Genomic DNA, 21,933 nt, shown 5'->3' with positions numbered 1-21,933 from the left:
CTCGCGTGAATTCGGTGCTTGTTCGTTCTGGTCTGGGTTTCAGGCTTCGTCTCTATTGAACGGCCCGATACGCAGCAGGTATTCGTCATTGTGTTCGCCGGCAAAATGAATGCGCGAATCGAACAGAATAAATTCTTCCGTGGGTATGCTGCGCTGGTAGGCGAAGCTGCGGAACATTCCCCAGGACGCTTCATTGTCCGGGGTAATGGTGGTCTCGATAAACTGAACGTCGGCGCTTTCTTCGCGCTCTATCAGCTCGGCCAGCATGCGCTTGGCCAGACCCTTGCCGCGGGCTTTCTCATGCACGGCCACCTGCCAGACAAACAGCGCGTTTTGCTGCTTGGGTGGAATGTAGCCGGAGATGAAGCCCACCAGGTCGCCATCCATTTCTGCGGCGACAGAGGTGTCTGCAAAGTGCGTGCATTGCAGCAAATTACAGTAGACGGAGTTCTCGTCCAGCGGCTTGCACTCGCTGATCAGCTTGTGCACTCGGCTGCCGTCCTGGCTTTCCGGTTTGCGGAAAGTAATGTCATCCTGATTGTCGGTGGATGAGCCCGTTTTCTTTGCACTGTCTGCAACCATGGTTTCACTTTTGGTCCGTTTTAGAGAAAGAGTTGGCTTCGCGTTCGCGGCGGCTGCTTAAGTCCACCGCTGGTTGGGCGCGGTCAATAGCGCCCAGGTCCAGTACCGGAGACGCATCGATGTCTCCGGCATTCATCATGGCGGCCACCCGTTGCAAGGAGCTCAGTATTAAAGATTGCTCCCAGTCTTCCAGGCGGTCAAAACGCTCGATGAATTCGTCCTGAAGCGGGGTAGGGGCCTTGTCGATAATTTCGTCGCCGGCCCGGGTAAGGTGGGCATACACCCGGCGTTTGTCCTGCTCGCCGCGCTTTCGTTCCACCAGGGCCCGCTTTTCCAGGCGATCCAGAATCGTGGTAATGGTGGCCTGGCTGAGGGAAACCTCATTAGCCAAGTCGCCCATGGTGATTTCACCGTGGGCAGAGATCGCCTGCATGATAAGCAGTTGCGGCGATGTCAGGCCGGAGACCTTGCTCAATTTCCGTGAGTAGAGGTCGGTGGCGCGAATAATCTGTCGTAAAGCGATCAGCACGTCTTCGTGTCTGGCCATTGCCGTGAGTTCTCTTGATAACAAAGTAATGTGACCGTTATTAGACATAGGATGTCTGCAATCACCTTTGAGATGTAAGGATTTAAGGAGCCTCTGAGTAACTCCTTGCGTACTCAGCGTGGCCTGAAGGGTGCAGCTGTTGCGTTTTGTTGCGACGGTCAGGGTGGTTCCCTTTCCTAGCGACAAAGCGCAGCAGATGTGCCCTTCAGGCCGCGCCCTCCGGGTCTTCCATGCTGGCCCGCACTCGTTGTTGCAATGTCTCGATGGGTGGACACACACCTTCGAAATTGCGCCTAGATTACGAACCAGCCTGAAAGACTGAGCATGCAAGGAGTTATTCAGAGGCTCCTTGACCTCGCACCGTTCAGGGCAACGCCAAGTAATTCCTTGCTAAAAGTGATAAGCTATTTTAGAGATAAAACATTTAGAAGTCAAAGTAACTGCCGGCGGGAACCCGCCAAAACCGCGCCACTCTACGTCTTCTCTGGCCTGCGCGGGGTTTGCCTCAAGCCCTGTCATGGGCCGAAACCCCTCCCTTGTTGAATCAATATTGCGCGCTGGGCAAAACCGTTCCCGGGGTTGAGCTGTCCTGGCCAATGTGGCCACAGTGGTGGCGCATGGCAGGGCTTAATGCGACCATACCCTGGGCCTGAAGTGACCGCTTCGGGGCCGTTTTTTGAACGTAAGTCGACAGATTGAGGATAGAGTCTTGCAGACAATGCGACTTGCGCGCCTGGCTTTGCTGGGGGTGTTGTTTATGGGCCTGGTGCCCACGGTATTGGCGGAAACCGACGAGGCTCCCCGCCAGGAAGCTGAAAGCGAAATCGAGAAGGGGCCGGTGATTTCCCAGTTTCGGGAAAACTGGATCCTTGGCGAGCTGCGTAACCTCCGTCAGGACATGATGGAGTACCGTAACCAGATGAACCTGCTGGTCACCGACCGGGAGCTGGAAGTGGCCGACAAGGCCATGGGCTACGCCACCAATACGGTGACCTATTTCTTCTACCTGATTGCTGGCGCCGCCTCCATTCTGGCCCTGGTGGGCTGGTCCACCATCCGTGACCTGAAGGACAACGTGCGGGTCTACGCGGAAAAGGAAATGGCCCGCCTCACCAGTGAGTACGAGGCTCGCCTGGCGGACCTGGAACGGGAGCTGCGCAAGAAGTCCCTGACCATCGCCGAAAACCAGGAAGAGATCGAGCGTACCAACGAGATCCACAGCCTCTGGCTGAAGGCCACCAAAGAGCCCAGTGCCCAGGCCAAGATCGAGCTCTACGACCGGATTCTGGAACTGCGCCCGGACGATCCGGAAGCCTTGGCCTGGAAGGCGGATGCGGCCCTGGAGCTGGGGGAGCAGCGCTGGGCCCTGAGCCTGTGCGACCGGGTACTGGAAGTGGATGAAGAGAACTCCCATGCCCTATACCAGCGCGCCTGCGCCTGGGCCGGGCTGGGCGAAATCGATAATGCCTTTACCGATCTGGAGGCTGCCATCCAGACCTCGGAAACCCTGCGTCGCCACGCCCGTAGCGAAGAAATGTTCCGGCCGCTGCACGAGTTGGCCCGCTTTCAGGAACTGGTTGGAGTTACTGACGATAGCGGCCTGGCTGACTGATAGCCCGCTTCTGTCAATCCCATAGACAAAGCCGCGCCCGCAAATGGTCAATTTGCGGGATACTTTCTGCTAGACTTGCCCCCCTTGTCAGTCAGGGCGATGACGGCCGGGTTACCGTTTTGTTCACCCGGAGGGTCCTATCATGGCCCCTTGCACGCCCCTATGGAGAATCCCATGACACGTGAAACGGGTGCCGGTGGCACCAAACAGATGCCGGACGTTGCGTCCAATTCCATGGTGGATCACATCCATAGCACCCTGGATTGGGTCGGCATGAGCGAAATTCATCTGCCAGCCCGGGTCAGTGACACCCTGGCCGGCGAGCGCCCGGTGAGCACGTCCATTCAGGCCTATGTGAACCTGGCCAATCCGGACGCCAAGGGCATTCATATGTCCCGGCTGTTCCTGATGCTGGAAGAGACCTTCGGCGACCATTCGGTCAGTGCCGCGTCCATCGAGCAGCTGCTGCGTAATTTCCTGCAGACCCATGAAGGCCTCAGTACGCGTGGCTTTGTGCAGCTGGACTTTGAATACTCCATGCGTCGCCCGGCCCTGAAAAGCAGCTACTCCGGCTGGAAGAGCTATCCGGTGAGCATCAAGGGCACCCTGTGTGAAGAAGGCATGCGTATCGAGATGTACGTGGAAGTGCCATATTCCTCTACCTGCCCCTGTTCTGCAGCGCTGTCCCGCCAGCTGATTCAGGAACAGTTCCGCCGCGATTTTGCCGAAGGCAAAGTGGATGCGGATGCGGTGTTCGAATGGCTTGGTACCGAAGAGGGCATCCTGGCGACCCCACACAGCCAGCGCTCCGTGGCCCAGGTGCGGGTGTTGCTGGACCACACCGAAGGGGATGCCTTCCCGATCACCGCCTTGATCGATTCCATCGAGGGTTCCCTGAAAACGCCGGTGCAGACCGCCGTGAAACGGGTGGACGAGCAGGAATTTGCCCTGCTTAACGGTCAGAACCTGATGTTCTGCGAGGATGCGGCGCGCCGTCTCAAGCAGGCCTTGAACCCGCAGGGGTGCTACAAGGACTTCTGGCTGCGTGTGAACCACCTGGAAAGCCTGCATGCCCACAACGCGGTGGCGATCGTCACCAAAGAAGTGGACGGTGGCTACCTGCCGATTCCCTGATCCTCTCAGGGAGTTCTTTAAAGCCTCCTTCCTTAACGGGAAGGGGGCTTTTTTGTGGCTGCCGGGGCCTTCAGGTCCTTGTGGGAAGCGATGCTTGCATCGCGAAGGGCTGGCACCGTTAGCGTATTGATGGCTCCACCATTTCGATTTTTCCCCGTCCCCTTCGTTGCGACCCCCTTTTGTGATTTGCGGCCACGGTGCTACCCGGTTGCTCAAGTTGTGATCAAATGCCGGGCCGGTCGTATCGATATCCGCTAGTTTGCATATCGGTACTGACGTCCCATCCAGGCCGACAACAATAAAAACACGCTAGGCAGACCAGAAATGAGTACGACTGATGCGTCCCGGCCCGCTGCGGGTCGGTTCTACCGGAAGGAACTGGTGGCATTGCTGGATCATTGTGTCCGGGTTCCGCTGACCCTGTTGCTGGCCCCGGCCGGGGCGGGCAAATCCACGCTGCTCAGCCAGTGGCAGAGCGGGGGCGAGTCCCGTGCGGTTGTGTCCCTGAACCTGCGCCCGGCGGATGATGATCCGGTGCGCTTCCTGCGCCGTTTTGCCGAACGCACCCGGGCAGTGGTGCCGGCCTTTGATACCTCCTGGTTCATGCCTTTTGACGTGGCTGAGTTGCCACCATCTTCCATTGCCGATGCCCTGTTTGATGCGCTGGAGCAGGTCCGTGAGCCCCTGTTCATTGTCTTTGATGACTTTCAGCATATCCGCAGCCCGGAAACCCTCAGCGTCATCAGCACCCTGCTGGACCAGCCACCGGCAGACGTACACCTGATTATTGCCAGTCGCACCCAGCCGGCCTTCGATGTCAGTCGCCTGCGACTGGATGACGCGGTGGTGGAGATCGGCGCCGTCGACCTGAAGATCCGTCGCGAGGAAGTTACCGCGCTCAATGAAGGCCTGGGTGGCAAGGCCCTGGACGAGGACGAGCTGGCCCACCTGCTCACCATCACCGAAGGCTGGATGGCTGGGGTCAAGATTGCCCTGCTGGCGGCCATGCGCTCAGGGATGCAGACCCTTCAGGACTTTGATGCCAGCCAGCCGGAGTTGATGGAGTACTTCGGCCATGCGGTCTTGAAGGGCCTGCCCGATACCGCCCGCACCCTGTTCATGCAGAGCTCGCTACTGGACAGTTTCAATGCCGAGCTGTGTGACCAGGTGCTGCAAAGCGATCGCGCCGCCCGCCTGATCGAAGAGCTCACCTCCCGGGAGCTGTTTCTGATCCCGGTACCCGGCAAGCCCGGCTGGTATCGTTACCATGCATTGCTCAAGGATTTCCTGCGTGCCCGGGTGGCCATCGACATGCCCGACTGCATCGCGCCGATTCATCGCCGGGCCACCCGCTATTTCGTGCGTCAGCAGAATTTTCGTCAGGCGGTGTGGCATGCCAAGCGGGCCGGGGACGACAGCCTGTTCATTCACTGCCTGGAGCAGGCGTTCGATTACTGGCTGCGCGAAGGCTACACCGCCCATATTCTCGACTGGGCGGAAACTCTGCCCGATAGCGTGATTCTCAGTCGCGACGAGCTGTCCGCGCCCCTGATCAGCACCCTGACCCTGTCACGCCGTTTCTTTCGCGCCCGCTATTACCTGGATGCCTTGAAGGAGGCGACACGCACTGGCGAAGCTGCCTGGGGAAACCATGCCCGGGTGATCGATTTTCTGGAAATGCACCTGCAACTGTTTCAACACGACACCGACTTCATGGAAGGCGCCAATCTGTCGCTGCTGATGGAAAGTAGCGGGCACCGGGATATCCGCGCCTTCTCCCTGGCCATGGTGGCTTATTACCATTTGCAGCATGGCCGTCTGGAATCCGCACTGGCGTTTTCCTGTCAGGCCCGGGACGTGCTGCTGCGGCTGGGGCATCATTTCACCGCCGGTTACGCCGGGTTGATTACCGCCCTGGCCAATCACCAGCTTGGCCATATCGGTGAAGCGGTGGCCTTTATCAATGAACACTTTCACGGCACCTCGCGGGATTGCCCCACTTGGTCCCTGTGGGCGACGGGCATGGTGGTAGTGCTGTACGACCAGAACCGGCTGGAAGAAGCCCAGCAACTGTGCGAAGACCTGTTGCCCATGGTGTCATCCGCCTCGGCCACGGAAGTGATTTCCACTGTCTACCTGACGCTGTCGCGGTTGCAACACTTGCAGGGCAAGCAGAAACCCTCCGAGCGCATGCTGGAAAAACTGCTCGGCATCCTGCAGCTGGGAAATTACCAACGCTTCGTCAATATGGCGGTGCTGGAAATGATGCGCCAGGCGTTTACGACCGGCCACTGGGCCCGACTGGATGCGGTGGCGGAACGGTTTGATCTGGCCGGCTGGGTCGCTGAAAACGCCGCGCGCACCCCGCCCACCTACAGCCAGAGTTGGGAGCGCAAAGGGCTGGCCGCGGCCTACTGGCTGATCGCCAATGGCCGTCTTGCCGAAGCGGAAGCCGTGTTGCAGCGGTTGCTGGCGGTGGTGAAGGCGGCGGGCATCATGACCCGGGCCTCCATCATCGAGGCCAACCTGCTGGTGATCACCGGCAAGGGGCTTTCTGCCAGCGAGCAAGCCAAGCGGGTGGATGAACTGATTACCCGTTACGGCTTGCTCAACATCAACCGCTCCGTGTTTGACGAAGCGCCGGGGCTGGCCAGCCTGATGCAGCGGCTATGGGGCAGTGGAGCCCTGATGCTGCCGGATTTCTATACCGAGCTGTTCCCTTCTGTCTTCGATGCGGCGCCCGCCAACGATCCCCTGGCGGTAGATCCGGACTCGGTACTGACGCCGAAAGAGCTGGAGATCTTCGAGCTGCTGCAGAGCGGCCTGAGCAATGCCCATATCAGCGAAAAGACCGGCACCTCCGTCACCACCACCAAGTGGCACCTGAAAAACATCTACAGCAAACTCGGCGTCTCCAGCCGCACCGAAGCCGTCCTGCGCGCCGCACCACGATAGCCTTTCTAAACCCCACCTGTAGGAGCGGCGTTTGAGCCGCGAACCGTACTCGGGAAAACATTTCCTCGCTACGCTCGGTTCGCGGCTCAAGCGCCGCTCCTACAGAGGCTCCTTAATCCTATCGTTGCAAACCATGACCCGGTTCGCGATTTCCGCTCACCCCCTCCCGCAGGAGGGGGTGGAGGGGTCGACCCCGTTGCTAGAGTCCGGGCGTTGTCATCCGACATACCCGAGAACAAAAGACGGAGGCTTATCATGGCTATGACCCCCTGGGTTACCTGGCCGGCCCTCACCAAATTCGGCACCCTGGGCGTTATGGGTGCGTTGCTGGTACTGGCCGGGCAGCGGGAAGACCTGCTCGAAAACAACATGTTCGACATGGAAAGTTGGGACGAAAAGAACGCCAGCATTGTCTGCGACGAACGCAGTCTCACCGCCCGTACCGAAGACGGCACCTGTAATATTCTCGACAATCCGGCGGAAGGTTCCGCCCATGCCAACTTCGGCCGTAACGTAGACCCGGCATCGGTGTATGCGGAAAACGCCAGTGGCAACCTGCTGACCCCCAACCCCCGGGAAGTCAGTAACCTGATCATGTCCCGTGGCGGTGATTTCAAGCCTGCTACCACCCTGAACTTTATCGCCACCTCCTGGATTCAGTTCATGGTGCACGACTGGTTCGACCACGGTCCCCGCACCGAGGCCAACCCGATTGAATTCCCGTTGCCGCCTGGCGATGTGCTGGGCGATGGCACCATGTCCGTGCAGCGTACCCGCCCGGACCCGGACGTCAGCGGCGATGAATCCATCGTTACCTACGAGAACATCAACACCCACTGGTGGGATGGCTCCCAGCTCTACGGTAGCGACAAGGACACCAACGACGAAGTGCGCTCGTTCGTGGACGGCAAGCTGAAAGTGGACGGCAACGGCCGCCTGCCCACGGAATTCCTCAGCGGCAAACCCATCACCGGGTTCAATGAAAACTGGTGGGTGGGGCTGAGCATGATGCACCACCTGTTCACCCTGGAGCACAACGCCATTGCCGACATGCTCAAGGCCAACAACCCGGGCAAGTCCGATCAGTGGCTGTTCGACAAGGCGCGCCTGATCAACTCCGCGCTGATGGCCAAGATCCACACCGTGGAATGGACCCCGGCGATTCTGGCCAACCCGGTATTGGAGCGGGCCATGTACGCCAACTGGTGGGGCCTGGGCGGCGATCGCGACACCCGTGATAAATTCCAGGAAGACCTGGACGTGCTCAACAACAACCTGGGTCAACTGGGCAGCCTGTTTGATCTGGTCGGCATCGACACCGGTCTGGGCGACAGCCCCACCAGTTCCATCGAACACGCCCTGGCCGGCCTGGTCGGCTCGCGTACCCCGAACAACTACGGCGTGCCTTACACCCTGACCGAAGAATTTGTCTCCGTGTACCGCATGCACCCGCTGCTGCGCGACGAGATCAAGGTGTACGACATCGGTTCCAACATCGTCGATCAGGAAATTCCTATTGAGGACACCCGTAACGGCGACGCGGAAGACCTGCTCGGCGACGTGGGCCAGGATCGCCTGTGGTATTCCTTCGGCATCACCCACCCGGGCTCGCTGACCCTGAACAACTACCCGGACTTCCTGCGTAACCTGTCCATGCCGCTGATCGGCGACATCGACATGGCTGCTATCGACGTACTGCGTGATCGCGAACGCGGTGTGCCGCGCTACAACGAATTCCGTCGCCAGATCGGCCTCAAGCCCATCACCAGTTTCGAGGATCTCACCAGCGATCCCCAGCTGCTGGCGGATCTGAAGTCGCTCTACAACAACGACATCGAAATGATCGACACCCTGGTCGGGCAACTGGCGGAAGAAACCCGTCCGGAAGGCTTCGGCTTCGGCGAGACTTCATTCCAGATCTTCATCCTCAATGCCTCCCGTCGTCTGATGACCGACCGCTTCTTCACCACCGACTACACCGACGAGGTCTACACCGCCGGCGGTATCGACTGGGTGGAAGACCACACCATGGTAGACGTGATACGTCGTCACTTCCCGGCACTGGCCACCAGCCTGGTGGGCATGAACAACGCCTTCAAACCCTGGGGTCTGAACATGCCCGACGACTATCAGGACTGGTCCGCCCAAGCCAAGCAGGATCACCTGTGGGTCAACGGCGCCCTGCGCACCAGCTACGAAGAAAGTGACGTGCCCGCCATCGAACCCATCGACATCGGCGGCCTGATCAACTCGGTACTGTGGAAAAAAGTGCAGGATGTCACCGACGTGGCGCCCCCGGGCTACAGCAAGCCGATTCACCCGCGCGGTGCCCTAGCCAAGGTGCAGTTCCAGTCTGCCGCCGGCCATGATTACAGCGGCCTGTTCCAGGGCGCCGACCACGGCCTGCTGCGCCTGTCCGTCACCGGCGACCCGTCCGACCGAGGCTTCGCCCCCGGCCTGGCGCTGAAACTGTTGGTGGATGGCAAACGCTCCGAAAACGTGTCGGCGCTTTATACCCTCAGCGGGCAGGGCGACAACCACAACATCTTCGCCAACGAACTGTCCAACTACGTGCAGGCGGAAGTGAATGAAACCCTGGGCACCACCGCGCTATTCTCGCTGGTCTCCACCAAGCCAACGCTGTTGGTGATGAGCGACATGGCCAAAGTGAACCAGGACGGCAGCGCCGCAGGCAGCGTCAAAACGCCGACGCAGGTCTACTTCGTGCCCAACCCGGATCTGAGAAACACCATCAGCACCGCCCCTCACGATTTCCGTGATGATCTCACGGCCATCCCGGCGGGCACCAAGGTGTACGACGTCTACGGCACCGATAGGCAGATCCGAAAATCCATCTGGCCCTGGGTCACCGAACGCTACGCCCGCGAGCGTCGCAACAGCGCCGTCAAAATCGGCGAACTGGTCACCCAGTCCGAGTTCACCCTGTCTCAATTCGGTGATACCGGCATCTTCTTCAAGCACCAGCGTTACGAAGACCGTTAAGGGAGAGCGGCGCTAACCCGCCACTACCAAGCCCGGGCAGCCACAAGCTGCCCGGGCTTTTTTTATGCCCGCCACATCACCACTCTGTGGGAGCGGTCGTTCGACCGCGAAACCTAGTTGGCACTGCCGCCCCAGCACCAGGTAAACACTCTCCCTCCGTTGGAGCCATGCTCGCATGGCGAACCCTTATCCACAGACAGCAACCCTCCAAAATCGCCCGTGCTCAACAGAACGAACGATAAATTTGTAGGATATGGCTTACAGAAAAAACTAAGCGTTTGATATAAGGTGCTTTTTAGAAAGGGGACATATCGGGGAAATCCAGGAAATAGGCCGCTCGTTCGAGTTTTGTCAAATGGGAATGGTTGCCATTTTTTCCGTAAGGTAATGAAGATAGTGGATTCTTTGGAACTATATGTCGTAGCCAGTTAAGAATTATGTCGAATCGTTCGACTGAATACGCTGTTAGCAAAAGATGCCTATGTCAAAACTGGAGAATAAAGCCCTTTACGCTGGACTGAGTGGTCTGGACTTTGAGGGAAGCACATATGATCTGAGTGGTGGAGCCGTTCTCGAAAAAAACATATGTGCATTTTATGGCTCCCTACACTTTGGCCTTCAAAAGGCCAGAGCGACCTGGCGCACACCACCCTGGGCCGTGGATGTCTGCTGCAAGTGGAGTCGCTTACGATATTACGACGCAACTCACCATCTCTTCCGAGTTGGGATCTGACCTACCATCTCGAATGGAAGTCGCGAGAGTTGTTCTATTCGTTCTGCGTTTGTGGTCTAACCCTTCAATTGTGCTCCATGTCTTTTCGAGCCACCCTTTTTCAGAGATATCTGAGGCTGGAGAGGGAGTGGCAAGCCTGATACCCGCAGAAGTCTACCCTCGAAGTTTCGCTTTGGGTTTGATTGACGGAACTAAAGTCCACGAGAGTTTGGAGTGGGTACGCGATAACTGGCAATCTGCATATAAGCTGTACTGCTCAAGTACAGAGTTTAGGTTAGCAGCAGATGCACTCACGAATGGGCAATTTGTCCCTAATGACGCGCTAACAATGATTTCCTTGTGGGGGGCGATCGAGGCTATCTTTTCGCCATCAACCACAGAGCTTAAATTTCGAGTCTCATCGTTAGTAGCTTCTTACCTTCACCCTCCGGGTACAGATAGGGCATCCAAGCAAAAAGAGATAGCAAAGCTATACGATAAACGTTCTGCGGCTGCGCACGGAAAGCCCAAACATGGTCCAGAAGATTTGCTAGCGACTTTTGAATTGCTGAGAAAAGTCTTAATAAAGGCAATTAGGGACGAAGAAATGCCGAAAAGAGACAAGCTGGATGGCTTACTGTTTGGTTCAGAAGCTTGGTTATAGCTAACAATTCGCGGCACTCGGACGCACTAAAGTGCGCCGGTGCGCTCTGGCGTTCAAAATGAGAAAGACTGACAAAAAAAGAGAAGACGCTCTGAGGCAGGCGCTGACCGAAGCTTGCGAGACAGCATTGGAGAAATACGAAGGGTTCCAGTGGCTGACGCACTTTGTGAACTATAGTGATTTCCCCGCGTCACTGTCGATTGTCTGTGTGTATGACACAAATGCCCATCTCGCCAAAACGGATAAGGAAGGCATGCGTGTGCTTATCAAAGAAAAACTGGCGTCAATTGGTATCAAGATGAAAGATTGTCGCCAGCAGGTGCGCTTCGATACGGAAGAGGACTGCGATAATGACAATGATGGAAGATGGAATGAGCGTTTCAGGTAGTCGTAGCCTGAAAAGTCAGAGCTGGGCCCTGCCTCGTTTTAGCCTGTTGACTTATTGCTAGTTCACTAGCGCGGGGCGATGTACAGGCCCAAACCAAAACGCCCACCTTCCGGTGGGCGTTTCTCGTTCAGCCTTCAGTCATCAACAGACCTCAGAACCGCCCGTTAATCCCGAATCCAAGGTTCGACACTTCATCACCACTACGATCCACCGCACGCAGGTATTCCACGCTGAGGAAGATCTGGTTGGTGATGGTGATGTCGGCGCCCAGGCCCAGGGACAGATCCTTGTAGTTTTCACCGTCGGAACCGCCACCGGGGAAGTTGGCGGTGGTTTCGATGTAGGACACACCGATCAGGCCGTAGGGGCGTACCGGCAGGGTGTTGGGGAACTGGCCGCGGAAGTAGGCGCCGTACATGCGGTCAATTTCCAGGTCCACGTTGTTGCTCAGTTCGTCATCGCCGACGCCCAGGCCCAGGCGCAGTTCACCGCCGAGGGTTTCATCCTTGTTGATCCAGGTGCCGAATTTGAATTGCAGGGCGTTCGGCTTGGCGGAGGAGCTGGTGTTGTCCGGCTCGATCTTGCTGCTGACAATTTCCAGACCGGCGTAGCCACTTGCCTGGGCGAACATGGGCAGAGCCAGGGTGGCAGCTAGCAGTACTTTTTTCATGGTGTCTCCCGCTTGAGTCATGTGTATGACGAAGTAATGAAACGGATTGTAGTGAAAAGTGGGTGCTACGGCGACCGGGGGAGTGGGGTAGTTGTAGATGCTGAGGGGGAGACTGTTGTGGGGAGGTGGGTGATGCCCTCTCCCTGTCCCGCACTCCGTGCCCCCGGCCCTTCGCCGGTATGCGAAGGGTGCTACGGCGGCCAAAGCAGTGCTTTGCTTTATCCGCCGTAGCCCCGCAAGCGGGAGAGGGGACCCTCCAGAGAGGTTGATGTGTCGGGTTAAGGGTTAGTGGTCGTGATCATGCTCATCGTCATGATCGTGGTCGTCTTCCTCGTGTTCATGGTCGCCCTCTTCGCTGCTCAGGCCTACCCAGGTGAGTTGGCCCGGGGTGAAGGTGAGGTTGAGCGGGGTGGCGAGGGCGCCGGTTTCCACGTCGACGACAATGATGGACTGGCTGTCGGCGTGGGACAGGAACACCTGGGCGGGTTCGCCGCCGACGGCCATGGAAACGCGGCTGCCGTGGCCGCTGGCCGGCGGGGCGGCGGTTTCCGGGTTGATGGCGTTTTCCACGTGGGCGTGTTCGCTCCAGTCGGCGGTGTCGACGATGCGCAGGTCGCCGCTGTCATCCAGCAGGATCAGATGCTCGCCGTGGCTGTCCAGGGCATGGTTGTCCAGGCTGACGGCGGCGCCTTCGGTCCAGTCCAGTTCTTCCGCGTCGCCATGGTCCGGGTGGATGATGAGGATGCGGTCGTCTGCGTAGGCCACGAACTGGGGCAGTTCGTGATGGCTGTCGAAGCTGCCGACCCGCTCGCCGGCGGCCATGCCCAGGGTGGCGTTATCCACGTGCTGGGCGGTGAAGGTTTCACCATCCTGGTGGACGATGAGGATGCCGTCACTGCAGCCGAATACGGAGTATTCCTCGTTGGAGCCAGCACCGTGCAGGTCCGGGCAATCCAGGCTGATGGTGCCTTCGCCGTGGTAGTGGTCGCCGTGCTGGTGGAGGATGTCCACTTTTTCCGGCAGGCCGCTGGCGGCGGTGCGATGGGTGGCCAGCACGATTTCCCCACGGGGTTCGGCCACACCGTGGTGGGCGCTGGCGAAGGTATGGTCGGCCTCCATGCTGGCGCTTTCCAGGGAGTGGTCAGTGAGTACTTGCACCTGCGCCATCAGTGCGCTGCCGGCGTCGCCGTCGTAGAACAGGGCGGCTTGCTCACCGTGAACCCGGTAGTGGGTCGGGCGCGGGCCGGTGAGGGTGCCGACCAGGTGGGGGGCCACTTCATCCACGTGGTCGTCGTGGCGGTAGAGGCCGCCGTCGATGATCTGCACCTGGTTGGCGTTGCGCTGCATGGCCAGCACGAAGCGTTTGCCGGGGCTGGTGTAGAGGGCGCTGGGGGCGTGGTTCAGAGCCAGGCTGCCGGGTAGCTGGGCCTGTTCTTCCAGGTCGTAGGCGTACAGCTGATCGCCGGCCCCGTCGCGGGACAGGATGGCCAGACGGCCCGGATGATCGCCATGTTCTTCGTGGTCATGGGCGTCGTCTTCGCCGCCGCCCAGCGGGGTGCTGCCGGTTTCGTTTTCACAGCCGGCCAGTAGCAGGGCGGCCAGCATCCAGATAAGCAGGGCCGGGCCCCGCTTGGCTGCGTGTTTGAAGCGTTGCATGGTGTTCTCCAATTCGGTTCGCGACCCCGGCGGAGTAAAGGCGCCGGGGTGAGTCGTTTTCACTGAACGATCAAGGCGTTAAAACTCGATACGGGTACCCACGGTCAGATTGCGACCCGGTTCCGGCACGGTGCTGGCCAGGAAGGAGGAGTGGTTGAATACTTCCTCGCCGAGCAGGTTGTTGCCGCGCACGTAGAAGGTGTAGCGCTGGTCGCCGCGTAGTCGGTAGCTGACGGTGACGTTGGCCATGTCATAGGCTGCGGTACGGTCCTCGAAACCGGCGATCTGGTCTTGGGCGAAGCTGCGGTAATACTCCAGCTCGGCATCGAAATGCCCCACGTAGGTGTTGAGCCGGGTACCCAGTCGCTTGGCGGGGATGCGTGGCAGGTAGCCGCCGTCATCGAAGGTGGCGCGCACCATGTCGCCGAACACGGTAATGCCGATGGGGTCGATGCCGTAGTAGCTCACCGAGGCTTCGGCACCGGTGAAGGTGGCGTCGCGCTGGCTGTACTTGATCAGGCGAAAGTCTTCGATCTGGTCCAGGGTGCGGGCATAGAGATAGTTGTTGATGCGGTTCTCGAACACGCCCAGGTCAAACAGCCAGTCGCCCTGCGTCTTGCGCAGGTTCAGGTTGGCGTTGAGGCTGATTTCGTCGTCCAGATCCCGCTGGCCGCCACCACAGGCGCTGAACAGGCCGCACTCGTAGGTGTTGGTGGCCAGATGTACGCCTTCGGCATACAGTTCCTGGGCGCTGGGAGCGCGCTCGGAGTGGCCCAGGGAAAGCACCAGTTCATAGCCCGGCACAAAGGCCCAGTTGGCGGCGGCGGACAGGGAGGTGCTGTCCTGCTTCAGATCCGGTAGCGCTTCACCGGGACGATCTTCGGGGCGCAGTCGCTGGTGCTCCTGGCGGGCCCCCAGCTCGAAACGCCATTGATCGTTGAGCCGGTACTCTTCCACGGCGAACAACGCCATGGAGCGGCTTTCGGTTTTTGGCACGAAGGCTTCACCCCCCATGGAGCTGAAGTCAAAGTCGGTGTACTGCATGCCGACCACACCCCGCCAGTTGCCGATGGGAGCGTGCTCCACTTCCAGCCGGGCATCGCCGCCGCGGTTGCGAAAGGTGGTGCCGATTTCGCCTTCCTCGATTTCATGGTGGCGGTATTCGGTGTGGTTGCCACGAAAGCGGATGGCGGTGATGCCGTCCATGGGGTTGCGGTATTCACCGCGGGCGTCCACCCGACGGCTGGCCAGGTCCACAAAGGGAGTCACTTTTTCGCCGTGCTCGTGGTCGTGCTCTTCGTCCGGGCAGTCCAGTCTACCGCGGCTGACACCGCATTCCTCGAATTCATGGTTGTGCCCAGGGAGGCCGTAGTTATCGCGGCGGTAGCTGTAGGCCATGCCGAAGAAGCCCTGATCACCGATCCAGGAGGCACCGATGCTGCTGTTGTCGCTTTCGGCGAAGGTGCCGGGCACGGTTAGGCGGTCGAAACCGTCCACTTCGTAGTCATCGGCGTCGCGGCGGCTGCCCTCCACGCGGAACACCAGATGGTCTGTGGCAGAGAAGGTGATGCCGGCGGCGGTGGCGTTTGCATCGGCCACGGTGTTGGCGCGTACGCCGACGAAGCCTTCCACCTCCTCACGGGGGCGTTCGGTGGGGATGCGGCTGTCCAGTACATTGACCACGCCGCCACTGGCGCCGCTGCCATAAAGCAGGGTAGACGGGCCGCGCAGGACCTCGATCTGGCGGGCCAGCATGGGGTCCACAGTGACGGTGTGGTCCGGGGAAATGCTGGAGGCATCCAGCACTGCGGAGCCGTCGTTGAGTACACCCACGCGCGGGCCGCTCTGGCCACGAATGACCGGCCGGCTGGCGCCGCCACCGAAGGTATCGCTGTGCACGCCGGGCTGGTTGTTCAGGGTCTCGCCCAGGGTGGCAGCGTTTTTCTGGGTGAGGGTTTGCTGGTCCATCACCGAGTAGGGGGTGCTGGGGCTGCCGCTGCCCAGGGGCAGGGCGGACACGTTCACCGCTTCCAGTTCATTGCTGTTGGAGGGTGCAGTGTCGTCGGCCTGAACGACCGTTGGGGCCAGCGATACTGCCAGCGCCACGGCGACGCACCCGGCCAGGGTGTGGCGTCGAGAATTCATAGAAACCTCTGTCTTCACGTTTGAGCGGCCACGACGGTGGATTCAAGGGTCCTGGTGTCGTGGTCCGGAACGGGTGTCCGACAGCGTTATGCACGGCCGACCATCACGGTGAACCGTGCGGTGGCTGTCGGATTGAACAAACGGTGTCAAGCAGAGGCGGGTGGGCCGCGCGGGGGGTGGGAAAGGCGTTCAAGGGTGCGTCGTACCGGGGCAGCCACGGGGGCCGGGGCCGGTTCGGCGTGCTGGGAAACCACGTGGACATAGTGGCTGGGCAGGGCGAGCATGCCCTGGCCGTGGGTACAGACCTGGCAATCGGCAGCGGCCAGCAGTTCCTTGTGCGGATCGTGGGGCTGGGCATCAATGTGCGCGGGCGCATGCCAGGCAAGCAGCAGCTGGGCGCAGAACAGCGCCAGAATCAATGACAGCGACAGGCCGTGGCGGGCGCGCATCATGATGCGTTCTCCCCCGGGGCGCTGTGGTCGCAGCAGCGGTGCTGTTCCTCGCCGGGCTCGGTGCCCGGCACATAGTCAAAACCGCCGGGGTGCCAGGGGTGACACTTGCACAGGCGCTTCGCTGCCAGCGCGCTGCCGCGCAGGCTGCCATGGACTTCCACCGCCTGCCGGGCATATTCCGAGCAGGTGGGGTAGAAGCGGCATTGGTTGCCGATCCAGGGGCTCAGCAGCTTCTGGTACAACCAGAGCATGCCGAGCAGAAGCGATTTCACGGTATCAAGACCTGTGTAGTGTCAACTCAACGGGGCATGATACGGCTAATTTGGTGGCGGATGCCACCTTGATGCGGGGGCGGGCTGATTCTGTCCCTGTAGGAGCTATGCTTGCATGGCGAACCGGTGGGGTGGTTCGCCATGCAAGCATGGGCTCCTACGGGACGCGTTGGCCGGTTGTGCCAATTTGCGGGAGGGGCCTTGTCTGGCGGCAAGCGCGGTGCATACTGCGCCACGGACATGATTGAGGAGTGTTGTTGTGAAAGCTGTTGTTGTGGCGTTGTTAATGCTGGCGGCCCCTGCCTGGGCTGCGGATTGGGAACTGAACCACGAGGGCGCGCAGCGGGGTGAGGTTAGGACCTATGTGCGCGAGGTGTCTGACAGCCCGGTGAAGGCCTTCAAGGGCGTTGTGGAGTTGCAGACCAGTGCTACCTCGGTACTGGCGGTGATTACGGCGGTGGATACCTTTGAGGAATGGATCTTCCAGAGCCAGGGGGCGGACCGGCTCAGCATCAAGGAAAAAGAGCGTATCCACATGCGTTTCAATGGTATCTGGCCGGTGGCGGACCGGGACGTGGTGCTGGCCAATACGCTGACTCAGACCGCCGATGGCGAGATTCACCTGCACAGCGAGAACGCCGAGGGCTTCAAGGACAAGCAGCAGGGCTTTGTCCGTATTCCGGCTCTGGATAACCAGTTCGTGATTACCCCGCTGGCGGACGGCTGGGTACGGGTGAAATTCGAGACCTTCGTGGACCCGGGTGGCAATGTGCCGGTGTGGCTGGCCAACCTGGTCTCCACCAAGGCGCCACTGGTGACCCTGGAGGGATTGAAGGAGCAGTTGGAGAAGCCGCGGTTTGCGCAAGCGACGCGGGGGGATTTGCCGGAACTGCCGGGGATGGAGGGATTGAAGCTTTGAGCTTCTAGCCTCTAGCTGCTAGAGGCGATGCAGGATTATGGGTTGTTGAACGCAAGAGGCCGCGCCCAGGGTTTGGGTGCGGCCTCTTGCGTTTCAGGTCATGACAACTTTCTATCGCGTTGCAGCTTGAAGCTTGCCGCTATGGCCTTTTGGTGATTGGCCGTTATCGCTAGCAGGTTCGCCATGCGAGCATGGCTCCTACAGGGGGTTAGCGACTCCAGCGGGTGCCTTCGCGGGTGTCTTCCAGCTGGATGCCGGCGTCGGTGAGTTGCTGGCGGATCTCGTCGGCGCGGGCGAAGTTCTTGTCTTTCTTGGCCTGGGTGCGCTCGGCGACCAGGGTGTCGATCTCTTCGTTGCTGAGGCCGTCTTCACTCACGTTCTTGTTCTGGAACCAGGCGGTGGGCTCGACCGTGAGCAGGCCGAGCAGGTCGGCGGCGGCCAGCAGTTCGGCTTTCAGGGCCGGTTTGTCGGCCTGCTCGGCCTTGTTCAGTTCGCCGGCGATGGCGTGCAGGGCGCTGACCGCTTCCGAGGTGTTCAGGTCATCCTTGAGGGCTTCCAGCACCGGGTGGTTGTCCGGCAGTTGGTAATCCGCTGCCGGCGCTACGGTTTCGCCGCGACCGAGCAGGGCGTAGTAGAGGGTATCCAGGCCTTTCTCCGCGTTATCCAGCACGTCCGCGGAGAAGTTCAGCGGCGAGCGGTAGTGGCTGGAAAGCAGGGCAAAGCGCAGGATTTCGCCGTGGTACTGGGTAAGCAGATCGCGGACCAGACGGAAGTTGCCCAGGGACTTGGACATCTTCTCGCCGTCGATATTGATGTAGCCGTTGTGCATCCAGTAGCGCACGTAATCGGTGCCGTGGGCGCAGCAGCCCTGAGCAATCTCGTTCTCGTGGTGCGGGAAAATCAGGTCCTGGCCGCCGCCGTGGATGTCGATCACGTCACCCAGGTGTTTGTGAATCATGGCGGAGCACTCGATGTGCCAGCCTGGGCGGCCACGGCCCCAGGGAGACTCCCAGCCCGGTTGCTCGTCGGTGGACGGCTTCCAGAGGATGAAATCGCCGGGGTGGCGCTTGTAGTCGGCCACTTCCACCCGGGCACCGGCGAGCATGTCTTCCAGTTTGCGACCGGAAAGCTTGCCGTAGTCGGGCATGGATTCCACCGCGAACAGCACCTGGCCGTCGGCCTCGTAGGCGTGGCCCTTTTCCACCAGGGTCTCGATCATGGCGATCATCTCGCTGATATGGTCGGTGGCCTTGGGAATGATGTTCGGGGTTTTCGCGTTCAGAGACGCCATGTCCTCGGCGAAGGCGGCGGTGAAGCGCTCAGTGAGCACGCCGATGTCTTCGCTGTTTTCCGCCGCAGCCTTGATGATCTTGTCATCAATATCGGTGATGTTGCGGGCGTAGACCACTTCCGGGTAGAGCCGTTGCAGCAGCCGGTACAGCACATCAAAGACCACCACCGGGCGGGCGTTGCCGATATGGACGAAGTTATAGACCGTGGGGCCGCACACGTAGAGGGTGATGCGGTTGGGATCCAGCGGAATGAAGTCGTCCTTCTGCCCGGTGAGGGTGTTGTGCAGCTTGAGAGTCATTTTTTATAAAGCTCTTTCGGATCGATGATCGGCGTCTTGTCGATGGTCACGTTGTTGGCGTCGGCTTTCCAGTAGAAGCAGTCGCGGCGGCCGGTGTGGCAGGCGGGGCCGGTCTGGTCCACTTTTACCAGCACGGTGTCGGCGTCGCAGTCGATGCGCAGTTCTTTCAGCATCTGCACCTGGCCGGAGGACTCGCCTTTGCGCCAGAGTTTTTTCCGGGAGCGGGAAAAGTAGCAGACCCGGCCGGTGGCAAGGGTTTCCTCAAGGGCTTCCCGGTTCATCCACGCCATCATCAGCACTTCGCCGGTGTCATGCTGCTGGGCGATGGCGGCGATCAGGCCGTCGTCGGTGAGCTTCAGGTTGTCCAGGGCCTCTTGTAGTGGCACCTGAAAGCCTTCGGGCTGTTGTTCGTTGTCTTTGAACATGAACGCCTCCGGGGGCTGAATGCTGCCGTTGGAGCTTTGCTTGCAAAGCGAAGGGGTAACCCTCTATTCGCCTTGCGAGCAAGGCTCCAACGGTGTTTCGTGGCTTCAGATCGGCAGGCGGGTGGCGTTGGCCAGGGCGGTGACGGCGGCGTCCAGGCTTACCGTGTCGGTGGCCTGGGAACCCAGGCGGCGCAGGGCGACCTGTTGCTCTTCCGCTTCCTTTTCACCAATGACCCAGATCTGCGGCACCTTGGCGCGGGAATGCTCGCGCACCTTGAAGCCGATCTTTTCGTTACGCAGGTCCAGCTCCGCCGGGATGCCGGCCGCTTCCAGTCTTTCCTTCACGCTGCGGGCGTAGTCATCCGCCGCATTGGTGATTGTGCAAACGGCCACCGGCACCGGTGCCAGCCATAGGGGCAGGTGGCCGGCGGTGGATTCGATCAGGATGCCCAGGAAGCGCTCCAGAGAACCCAGCACCGCACGGTGCAGCATCACCGGACGCTGGCGAGAGCCGTCTTCGGCCACGTATTCCGCATCCAGGCGCTCGGGCAGCACGAAGTCCACCTGCAGGGTGCCGCACTGCCAGTCACGGCCAATGGCGTCGCGCAGGACAAATTCCAGTTTCGGGCCGTAGAAGGCCCCTTCACCCGGGTTCAATTCGCATTCCAGCCCCAGGGATTCCACCGCTTCGCGCAAAGCGCCTTCGGCCTTGTCCCAGGTCTCGTCGGCACCGGCGCGTTTTTCCGGGCGGTCAGAGAACTTGATGCGGAAGCTTTCGAAGCCGAAGTCCTTGTAGACCTCACGCAGCATGGTGATGAAAGCGGCGGTTTCTTCGTTGATCTGCCCTTCGGTACAGAAGATGTGGGCATCATCCTGACTGAAGGAGCGGGCGCGCATCAGGCCGTGCAGGGCGCCGTGAGCTTCGTTACGGAACAGGGTGGTGAACTCGCCCAGGCGAATGGGCAGGTCCCGGTAGCTCTTGATGCCCTGATTGAAGATCTGCACGTGGCCCGGGCAGTTCATGGGCTTGACCGCCATTTCCCGGTGATCGTGGGTGCAGACGGTGAACATGTCGTCGCCGTACTTGTCCCAGTGACCGGACTTTTCCCAGAGGATGCGGTCCATCATCTGCGGGGTGGCCACTTCCTGGTAGCCGCCTTTTTCCATCTTGCCGCGGATGTAGTTTTCCAGGTTCTTGCGCATGCGCCAGCCTTTCGGGTGCCAGAACATGCTGCCCACCGCTTCCTGCTGGATATGGAACAGGCCCATTTCCTTGGCCAGTTTGCGGTGGTCGCGCTTTTCCGCTTCCTCAAGCTGTTTGAGGTAGGCGTTGAGTTCTTTCTTGTCGCGCCAGGCGGTGCCGTAGATACGCTGAAGCTGAGCCTTGCTGGCATCGCCGCGCCAGTAGGCGCCGGCCACCTTCATCAACTTGAAGCCGTCGCCCAGCTTGCTGGTGCTGGGCAGGTGTGGGCCACGGCACAGGTCGATGAAATCGCCCTGGCGGTAGAGGCTCACTTCCTGGTCGGCGGGCAGGTCACGGATGATCTCCGCCTTGAATTCCTCGCCTTCTTTGAGGAAGAAGCTGACGGCTTCGTCCCGATCCCAGATTTCACGCCGTATAGACTCGTTGCGACGTACGATTTCCATCATGCGTTTTTCGATGGATTTGAGGTCTTCCGGGGTGAAAGAATCCTCCCGATAGAAGTCGTAGTAAAAGCCGTTTTCGATGGTCGGGCCAATGGTGACCTGGGTTCCCGGAAACAGCTCCTGCACGGCTTCTGCCATCACATGGGCAGCATCGTGGCGGATCAGATCGAGTCCGTCATCAGTGTCGCGGGTGATGATTTCCACCGTGGCGCCATCGTCGATGGGCAGGTAAACATCGATCAACTTGCCGTCCACTTTGGCGGCAAGTGCCTGTTTGGCGAGTTTTTTGCTGATACGCTCGGCGATGTCCAGGGCGGACGCCGGCTGATCAAACGCCATGGTTGCCCCGTCGGGCAGTTGATAGCTGACACTCATGAGAGGTAGGAATCCAGATTGGCTCGGAACCGGCAGATGGTAGGCAATCCAGACCAGAGCTTCAACCGGAACCGGCGGTATATGCGCCGGTCGGAGGGAAATAGACGTATGGCGGCCTGTTTTGCCTGAAATCCTGGCTCAGCCTATGCTTGCTGGGTAAATACACGATTTTGTTACGGATGAT

Annotated in this window: 17 protein-coding genes; 7 read left to right on the top strand and 10 right to left on the bottom strand. The window is 59.9% G+C overall.

The genetic code is table 11. The annotated features are described in order from the left end of the window. Nucleotides 1-39 precede the first annotated feature (39 nt). Nucleotides 40-582, bottom strand: a complete 543-nt coding sequence (ectA, locus tag ACMG4M_RS14420; RefSeq protein ID WP_272961531.1) for a diaminobutyrate acetyltransferase — start codon at nucleotides 580-582, stop codon at nucleotides 40-42. Nucleotides 583-586: 4 nt separating this feature from the next. After that, nucleotides 587-1,129 carry a MarR family winged helix-turn-helix transcriptional regulator gene (locus ACMG4M_RS14415; protein WP_273009810.1) on the bottom strand — a complete coding sequence of 181 codons (543 nt, stop codon included), beginning with the start codon at nucleotides 1,127-1,129 and terminating at the stop codon, nucleotides 587-589. Nucleotides 1,130-1,847: 718 nt separating this feature from the next. Here ACMG4M_RS14415 and ACMG4M_RS14410 point away from each other — a divergent pair. From ACMG4M_RS14410 to ACMG4M_RS14385, 6 genes are all read left to right on the top strand, one after another. Next, nucleotides 1,848-2,741: a tetratricopeptide repeat protein gene (locus ACMG4M_RS14410; protein WP_414431141.1), complete on the top strand. Its 894-nt coding sequence runs from the start codon at nucleotides 1,848-1,850 to the stop codon at nucleotides 2,739-2,741. Nucleotides 2,742-2,915: 174 nt separating this feature from the next. Further along, entirely contained in the window at nucleotides 2,916-3,875 is a 960-nt protein-coding gene (folE2, locus tag ACMG4M_RS14405) for a GTP cyclohydrolase FolE2 (protein ID WP_232221982.1), read from the top strand. Between the two features lie 324 nt (nucleotides 3,876-4,199). Then, entirely contained in the window at nucleotides 4,200-6,830 is a 2,631-nt protein-coding gene (locus tag ACMG4M_RS14400) for a LuxR C-terminal-related transcriptional regulator (RefSeq protein WP_414430277.1), read from the top strand. A gap of 255 nt (nucleotides 6,831-7,085) precedes the next feature. Beyond that, the gene (locus ACMG4M_RS14395) at nucleotides 7,086-9,833 is read left to right on the top strand and encodes a peroxidase family protein (protein ID WP_414430276.1); all 2,748 of its coding nucleotides are present in this window, start codon (nucleotides 7,086-7,088) and stop codon (nucleotides 9,831-9,833) included. Nucleotides 9,834-10,693: 860 nt separating this feature from the next. Then, entirely contained in the window at nucleotides 10,694-11,209 is a 516-nt protein-coding gene (locus ACMG4M_RS14390) for a hypothetical protein (protein WP_414430275.1), read from the top strand. A 58-nt stretch (nucleotides 11,210-11,267) separates the two neighbouring features. Then, nucleotides 11,268-11,597 (top strand): Fis family transcriptional regulator, encoded by a 330-nt coding sequence (locus ACMG4M_RS14385; protein WP_414430274.1) that lies wholly within the window; start codon nucleotides 11,268-11,270, stop codon nucleotides 11,595-11,597. A 151-nt stretch (nucleotides 11,598-11,748) separates the two neighbouring features. Here ACMG4M_RS14385 and ACMG4M_RS14380 read toward each other — a convergent pair whose 3' ends face one another. From ACMG4M_RS14380 to yidD, 5 genes are all read right to left on the bottom strand, one after another. Further along, nucleotides 11,749-12,267 (bottom strand): outer membrane beta-barrel protein, encoded by a 519-nt coding sequence (locus ACMG4M_RS14380; RefSeq protein ID WP_035244949.1) that lies wholly within the window; start codon nucleotides 12,265-12,267, stop codon nucleotides 11,749-11,751. A 285-nt stretch (nucleotides 12,268-12,552) separates the two neighbouring features. Next, nucleotides 12,553-13,923, bottom strand: coding sequence for a hypothetical protein (locus tag ACMG4M_RS14375; RefSeq protein WP_414430273.1), 1,371 nt, complete (start codon nucleotides 13,921-13,923; stop codon nucleotides 12,553-12,555). Between the two features lie 78 nt (nucleotides 13,924-14,001). Beyond that, nucleotides 14,002-16,068, bottom strand: coding sequence for a TonB-dependent receptor domain-containing protein (locus tag ACMG4M_RS14370; protein WP_414430272.1), 2,067 nt, complete (start codon nucleotides 16,066-16,068; stop codon nucleotides 14,002-14,004). A gap of 146 nt (nucleotides 16,069-16,214) precedes the next feature. Beyond that, nucleotides 16,215-16,520 carry a hypothetical protein gene (locus ACMG4M_RS14365; protein ID WP_414430271.1) on the bottom strand — a complete coding sequence of 102 codons (306 nt, stop codon included), beginning with the start codon at nucleotides 16,518-16,520 and terminating at the stop codon, nucleotides 16,215-16,217. Further along, entirely contained in the window at nucleotides 16,517-16,771 is a 255-nt protein-coding gene (gene yidD, locus ACMG4M_RS14360; RefSeq protein ID WP_414431140.1) for a membrane protein insertion efficiency factor YidD, read from the bottom strand. Before yidD ends, ACMG4M_RS14365 begins: the two co-directional genes overlap by 4 nt. A gap of 280 nt (nucleotides 16,772-17,051) precedes the next feature. Between yidD and ACMG4M_RS14355 the strand changes: the two genes are divergently transcribed. Then, a complete protein-coding gene (locus ACMG4M_RS14355) occupies nucleotides 17,052-17,711 on the top strand; it encodes a hypothetical protein (RefSeq protein ID WP_414430270.1) in 660 nt (219 codons plus the stop codon). A 208-nt stretch (nucleotides 17,712-17,919) separates the two neighbouring features. On the opposite strand, the gene cysS is transcribed toward ACMG4M_RS14355, so the two are convergent. The 3 genes from cysS to thrS form a co-directional block, all read right to left on the bottom strand. After that, complete coding sequence (gene cysS, locus ACMG4M_RS14350; RefSeq protein ID WP_414430269.1) at nucleotides 17,920-19,302, bottom strand: cysteine--tRNA ligase; 1,383 nt, start codon at nucleotides 19,300-19,302, stop codon at nucleotides 17,920-17,922. Continuing rightward, a complete protein-coding gene (hisI, locus tag ACMG4M_RS14345) occupies nucleotides 19,299-19,727 on the bottom strand; it encodes a phosphoribosyl-AMP cyclohydrolase (RefSeq protein WP_035244942.1) in 429 nt (142 codons plus the stop codon). Before hisI ends, cysS begins: the two co-directional genes overlap by 4 nt. Nucleotides 19,728-19,832: 105 nt before the next feature. Then, a complete protein-coding gene (thrS, locus tag ACMG4M_RS14340) occupies nucleotides 19,833-21,749 on the bottom strand; it encodes a threonine--tRNA ligase (RefSeq protein ID WP_035244941.1) in 1,917 nt (638 codons plus the stop codon). Nucleotides 21,750-21,933: the final 184 nt, after the last annotated feature.

The organism is Alcanivorax sp. IL3 (assembly GCF_047495465.1).
Classification (GTDB): Bacteria; Pseudomonadota; Gammaproteobacteria; order Pseudomonadales; family Alcanivoracaceae; genus Alcanivorax; species Alcanivorax jadensis.
The sequence above is the reverse complement of the archived record's forward strand: the minus strand, read 5'-3'. Positions and strand labels throughout refer to the sequence as shown.